Raw genomic sequence first — 6,321 nt, forward strand, 5'->3', positions numbered from 1 at the left:
GCATTGCAGTGCCAACATCGGTAAAGCAGGAGAGACCGCTTTGTTTTTCGGTCTGAGCGGAACGGGAAAAACTACCCTCTCGACCGATCCGCAACGCGCTCTGATCGGAGACGATGAGCACGGATGGGACGAGCACGGGATTTTCAATTTCGAGGGGGGATGCTACGCGAAAGTGATCAATCTCGACCCCTCAAGTGAACCTGAAATCCACGCCGCCATCCGCGAAAACGCCATTTTAGAAAACGTCGTGGCGAATGAACACGGGCACGTCGATTTCAAAGACAACTCCAAAACTGAGAACACCCGTGTCTCGTATCCGATCCACCATATCGAAAATTTTCAAGCAGGGATGTGTGGCACTCACCCTAAAACGATCATTTTTCTCACCGCCGATGCGTTTGGGGTGCTTCCTCCGGTGAGTATGTTGACCAAAGAGCAGGCGATGTATTATTTCCTCAGCGGCTATACCGCCAAAGTCGCGGGAACTGAGCGGGGGATTACCGAACCCGTCGCCACCTTCTCGGCTTGTTTCGGAGAGGCGTTTCTCCCCCTTATGCCGACGGTATATGCGGAGCTTTTAGGGCAAAAGATTGATCAACACGGGGTAAAAGTCTATCTCGTCAACACCGGATGGAGCGGCGGCAGTTACGGGGTCGGCAAACGGATGAGTATCCGCAATACCCGCGCGTGCATCAACACCATCTTAGACGGATCGATTATGGAAAACGACTTCGACATCTTTCCGATATTCGGACTTTTGATCCCTAGAGCACTTCACGGGGTCGATACCGAGGTGCTCAACCCTCGAAACGTCTGGGAAGACAAAACGGCGTACGATGAGACGGCGCATAAATTGGCGAGGATGTTTATAGAGAACTTCAAACGCTACGACAAAGCAGGAAGCCAGTACGATTATGCGGCGGCGGGACCGGTGAGGGAATGATAATATAGGACGCTGTTTTATACTGGCTTTTATTGAGGTTCAATGACGGAGGGGAGATTTTGCGGATTATTGAGCCGAAGCTGTTTGTTGACGTTCATCCGACCGTAAACTACCTCGATGTCAGAGGGGGAAATCTGAAAGGTTTTGGCTAAAAAGCGAACCATATGCTCGGTTGCCCGTCCCGCTACGGGAGCTTCGGTAACGCTGATTTTGAGCTGGTTTCCTTTGACTTTGCCGATGGCGTCACGTTTGGCACTCGGAGTACCCAAAACATTTAAAACCAAGATATCCCTTTCCCATTGGTAAAACATATGGGTTAAATTTTTGGCTTTCACGAACTGGCTCCTTTAACGATACGAAATTTGATTTTTTACACTAGGTTCTATAATGCATCACCATTTAAACAAGCAATTTTATCACAAAGCTGTTTTTGAAAACGGTTTCACTCCACAGGGTTTAGGATGGCATTCCAAATCATCCCAAGAGGTTCGTTTTCACCAGATTCTCAGCCTTCTCCCCGACCCCCTCGATTCCGTTGTGGATGCGGGATGCGGTTACGGTGATTTTTGCCTCTATCTTCGCAGGCATCGCAGTGATTCGATCGATTATATCGGATTGGATGCACTTAGTATTATGGTGCATGAGACCAAAAAACGAACCGGATGCGAGGCGCATGTGTGTGATATCCTCGTAGACGATCTGCCAAAAGCAGATATGGTCGTGTGTAGCGGAGCACTCAATATTCTCACCAAAGAGCAGTCGTTCCGATTTATCGAACGGTGTTATAAGGTATCACTTCGGGGAGTTGTGTTTAATTTTCTGGAAGGAAAAGAACGCTCTAAAACCTATAACTACCTCAAAAGCTCAGAAATTCAGAAATTGGCGGATAATCTCGGTGCACGGTGTATTTTTCGACGCCACTATTATCAGTCTGACTGTACGGTGGCATTTTATAAAAACAAAGATAGAGAATAATATGGAATTAATTTAACACTTTTGTAACACTTCTTTACTATTCTTCCATGGGGCTTACGGCCTCATAAAAGACTCTTTTAACTACCCCGTTGTATAATTTGTTAATATTGATGAAAAAGGGAAACTATGAGCATTTACCGTGAATATGATATCCGTGGAATTTATGAAAAAGAGTTGAACGAAGAGACGATTACTCGTCTAGGATATGCGTTAGCAGATGAGATGAAACAATACGGAGAATACGTTGCCGTCGGTTATGATGCACGCTCACATTCACCGATCCTTTTTGAATATTTGACGGCAGGTTTAAATGCCGGTGGTATGAAAGTTCTGGGGATGGGTATGGTGCCTACTCCCGTCAACTATTTTTGCAATTATCAAGAGTTTAATGGAGTAACTGCGTGTGCATCGGTGATGATTACCGGTTCTCACAATCCGAGTGAATACAACGGCTTTAAAATCACCATCGATAAACTCCCTTTTTTCGGTGAAGAGATTTATGCACTAGGGCGAAAAATCGATGCTATGGATATGCCTCCTAAAGTTGAACGTCAGGTTGTAGAGATCGATGCCCTTTCTCGTTATAAAACATTTATGATCGAATCCTTCGGACATTTACGCGGAATGAAGGAACGGATCGTTTACGACTGCGGTAATGGGGTTGCAGGTTTGGCAATCGAAGATATTTTCAATGCATTAGAGCTTAAAACAAAAGGAATCTACGTCGATCCTGATGGGACGTTCCCGAATCATCATCCGGACCCGAGTGAAGAACATAATCTCGAAGATATTAAAAAACTTCTTGCCGAAGAGGGGGACATCGCATTTGCGTATGACGGTGATGCCGACCGTATCGCCGTATTGACCCCGCGCAATAACATCAAAGGGGACATGATGGCGTTGCTGTTTGCTCTTAAGATGAAAAATCCAATCGTTATTGGCGAGGTAAAGTGTTCGCAGGTGATGTACGACACGTTGCGTGAGCGGGGTGCGACGGCGGTGATGTACAAAACAGGTCACTCGAATCTCAAAGTCAAAATGAAAGAGCTTCATGCCGATTTGGCGTGTGAAGTGAGCGGGCACGTGTTTTTTGCTGATCGCTATTTCGGGTATGATGATGCGATTTATGCGACACTTCGTATGCTCGAACTCATTCATGAAGGTATCGATTTAGATGCTGAGATCGCCAAACTTCCACAGGTATTTTCAACCGAAGAGATAAAAGTCAAGACAACCGAGCAAGAGAAGTTTCCACTCATTGCAAAACTCAAAGAACTCTTACAAAATCCGCCGAGTGATTTCCCTGCTATCCGTGATATTATCGATGTGGATGGGGTGCGGGTTATTTTCGATAAAGGGTGGGGCTTGGTTCGCGCGAGTAACACAACTCCAGTACTTGTAACCCGTTTCGAATCAACGGAACAATCAGAAGCTGTACGTTATGAAGAAGCACTTAACGGACTTATCCAAGAAGCGCAAAAGCAGTTGAAGGCTTAATGATGAAATCAATTACGTTAACTATGCCGCTTGATATGCATTTGCATCTACGTGATGGTGATATGCTAGAGACAGTGGCTCCTCTAACTTCATACAGCTTCAGCGGTGCACTGGTAATGCCAAACCTCGTCCCTCCGGTGACAACGTTAGAGGCGGTCAAAGAGTATAAAAAACGGATTAAACATGCCATCGGGCGGGATGATTTTGAACCCTATATGACCCTCTTTTACCAAAACTACAGCAGGACCTTTTTGGAAAGCGTACAGGATCATATTACTGCCATTAAACTCTATCCCAGCGGTGTAACGACGAACTCTGAAGGCGGTGTGGCGAGTTTTGATATCGAAGCGATGCGTGAAACGCTCGAAGCAATGAGCGATTTAGGGATTATCCTCTCTGTTCACGGTGAGACGAACGGTTTTGTCATGGATCGAGAAGCCGAGTTTATGTCGGTGTATGAGATGTTGGCTTTGAATTTTCCGAAACTCAAAATCATAATGGAGCATATCACGACAGCTGATGCGGTCGCAATGTTGGATCGTTATGAGAATCTTTACGCGACGATCACGGTTCATCATCTCATTATCACCCTCGATGATGTTGCCGGTGGGATGTTGCGTCCTCATTTGTTCTGTAAACCGATAGCAAAACGTCCTGAAGATCGCGCGGCATTGTTGCGTGTTGCACTCGAAGCGCATCCGAAAGTGATGTTTGGTTCTGACAGTGCTCCTCATCCAAAACATACTAAAGAGTCATGCGGATGCGGAGCAGGGGTGTTTACCGCTCCTATCGCTTTGCAACTCTTGTGTGAAGTCTTTGAAGCGCATGACAAACTGGAGAATCTTCAGGCATTTGTGAGTGATAATGCGCAACAAATTTACGGTATTTGTGCCGAATTTAAAGAGGTTGTATTGGTAAAACACGATTTTGTGGTTCCCGATATGTATGGCACCGTCGTTCCGATGAGAGCAGGTGAAACTTTGAAATGGTCATTAGAGCGTGTTGACTAAGATATTACTTTTAGAAGATGATTTACTCTTTGGGGAGTCAATCACCGATGTATTGGAAGAAGAGGGATTCGAGATATGTCTGTGCCGAAACGGGCAAGAAGCTCTCGATGAGACCTATAAAAATCAGTTTGATCTCTACCTTCTCGATATTAATGTCCCTCTTATCGATGGACTATCACTTCTAAAAGAGCTTCGTCGTGCCAATGATACGACTCCAACCATCTATCTCACTTCCCATCAAGAGATTGAAACACTCTCTCAGGCTTTTGAGATTGGTGCGGATGATTACCTCAAAAAGCCATTCAATACGAATGAACTGCTGGTTCGAATTCAGGCACTTTTACGCCGCACAAAAGGAAAAACACGCAATTGTTTCGGGGATCTCTGTCTCGATGAGCTTCATAAATGTGTTTTGAGAGGGGGAAAAGAGATACCCTTTTCGCTCAAAGAGTATCAACTCATGGCACTATTTATCCGAAATGCGGGAGAAATTGTCACCAAAGAGATGATTATGGATACCCTTTGGAACCCTTCTGAAATGATTAGCGATGGAGCTATTCGAGTCTATATCAATCGTCTTAAACAAGAGATAGGATCTGAGTCGATCGTCAATATACGAGGCGTAGGGTATCGTCTTGTTTCGTAGTTTTACAATTGCATTAGCCTCGCTTTACGTAACCACGACAGGCGTTTTGATCGCCGGAATTTATTATGTCCATCAGATTTTAGGGGTAGAGCAGTGGGGGATCATTGCCTTATTCTCTTTACTAATTACCCTCGTCGTTGGGGGAGTTTTGGCTAAAATCGCAATTACCCCTCTGCGTGAGCATTTTATCCATTTGGAACGCTTTTCTAAAGAGACACTTCATGAGCTGAACCTCCCTATCAATACCATTACGGCGAATGTGGGAATGTTACGTAAAACACATGATGATGAAAAATCGCTCAAACGGCTGGAACGGATCGAGATGGCGGCGGAGATGCTCAAAGAGCGGTATAACGAGCTCGATTATCTGATCAAGAAACAGACAGAACGTGAATCTATCGACTCTTTTGATCTGCGTGAACTGATAGAAGAGCGTTTAGGATTTTTGCGTTCTCTCTATCCAACTGCCTTTTGGGAGCTTAAAATCGAACCGTTTAGTGTGAAATGTGATCGGATTGGGTTGGGTAAGGTAATTGATAATTTAGTTGAGAATGGGGTAAAATATTCATCTCAAACAGCTCATATCACGATAGAATTACATGATCAAACTCTAACTCTTTGTGATCAGGGGTTTGGAATGGATGAGATTACCCTTATGCGGATTTATGATCGCTATTTCCAAAATGATACTACAATGCCGGGATATGGAATCGGTTTAAGTTTGGTGAAACGCTATTGTGATCGCCATCATATACAGTTAAATGTTGCTTCTCGTGTGGGAGAGGGGACCTGTGTGAAATTAGAATTTAAAAAAGGGGAATAACGAATGGAAAATAGCAATTGGTTGGAGTTTGCCCACTCGGCAGTGGATTATGGGATCATCGGTATTTTGGTGATTATGAGTATTGTCTCATTATGGCTTTTTATCGAGAGAATGATGGCGTATGGTTCGGTTAGAATTGAGGATTATGAGAGCAAAGAAGAACTTGAACTTGATCTAGGAAACAACGTCAGCACGATTGCAACGATCGGCTCCAATGCACCCTATGTCGGACTTCTTGGAACGGTTTTGGGGATCATGATCACCTTTTACAGCCTCGGAGATGTAGGGGCAGTCGATCCGAAGAAAATCATGACAGGGCTGGCATTGGCACTCAAAGCAACCGCAATGGGACTTGTGGTGGCGATTCCGGCTATCGTTTTTTACAATATTTTACTCCGTAAGATGGAGAGACTTCTCACCATGTGGG

At 44.8% G+C, this 6,321-nt stretch carries 8 protein-coding genes; 7 read left to right on the plus strand and 1 reads right to left on the minus strand.

Translation table 11 applies throughout. The features are described 5' to 3' along the window. On the plus strand, positions 1-943 hold a 943-nt coding region (locus WA010_RS02850; protein ID WP_422555669.1), incomplete at its 5' end, for a phosphoenolpyruvate carboxykinase (ATP). 29 nt (positions 944-972) lie between these two features. Here WA010_RS02850 and WA010_RS02855 read toward each other — a convergent pair. Then, positions 973-1,278, minus strand: a complete 306-nt coding sequence (locus WA010_RS02855; RefSeq protein ID WP_422555670.1) for a DUF167 domain-containing protein — start codon at positions 1,276-1,278, stop codon at positions 973-975. A gap of 52 nt (positions 1,279-1,330) precedes the next feature. Here WA010_RS02855 and WA010_RS02860 point away from each other — a divergent pair, with 52 nt between their 5' ends. The 6 genes from WA010_RS02860 to exbB all read left to right on the plus strand — a co-directional run. Further along, the gene (locus tag WA010_RS02860) at positions 1,331-1,918 is read left to right on the plus strand and encodes a class I SAM-dependent methyltransferase (RefSeq protein WP_422555671.1); all 588 of its coding nucleotides are present in this window, start codon (positions 1,331-1,333) and stop codon (positions 1,916-1,918) included. 126 nt (positions 1,919-2,044) lie between these two features. After that, positions 2,045-3,415: a phosphomannomutase/phosphoglucomutase gene (locus WA010_RS02865; protein WP_422555672.1), complete on the plus strand. Its 1,371-nt coding sequence runs from the start codon at positions 2,045-2,047 to the stop codon at positions 3,413-3,415. A gap of 2 nt (positions 3,416-3,417) precedes the next feature. Beyond that, entirely contained in the window at positions 3,418-4,425 is a 1,008-nt protein-coding gene (pyrC, locus tag WA010_RS02870; RefSeq protein WP_422555673.1) for a dihydroorotase, read from the plus strand. Next, positions 4,415-5,071 carry a response regulator transcription factor gene (locus WA010_RS02875; protein ID WP_422555674.1) on the plus strand — a complete coding sequence of 219 codons (657 nt, stop codon included), beginning with the start codon at positions 4,415-4,417 and terminating at the stop codon, positions 5,069-5,071. Before pyrC ends, WA010_RS02875 begins: the two co-directional genes overlap by 11 nt. Beyond that, on the plus strand, positions 5,061-5,894 hold the full coding sequence (locus WA010_RS02880; RefSeq protein WP_422555675.1) for a sensor histidine kinase: 834 nt from the start codon (positions 5,061-5,063) through the stop codon (positions 5,892-5,894). Before WA010_RS02875 ends, WA010_RS02880 begins: the two co-directional genes overlap by 11 nt. Positions 5,895-5,897: 3 nt before the next feature. After that, positions 5,898-6,321: TonB-system energizer ExbB (gene exbB, locus WA010_RS02885; RefSeq protein ID WP_422555676.1), on the plus strand; the 424-nt coding region annotated here is incomplete at its 3' end.

Source organism: Sulfuricurvum sp. (genome assembly GCF_049305995.1).
GTDB lineage: Bacteria > Campylobacterota > Campylobacteria > Campylobacterales > Sulfurimonadaceae > Sulfuricurvum.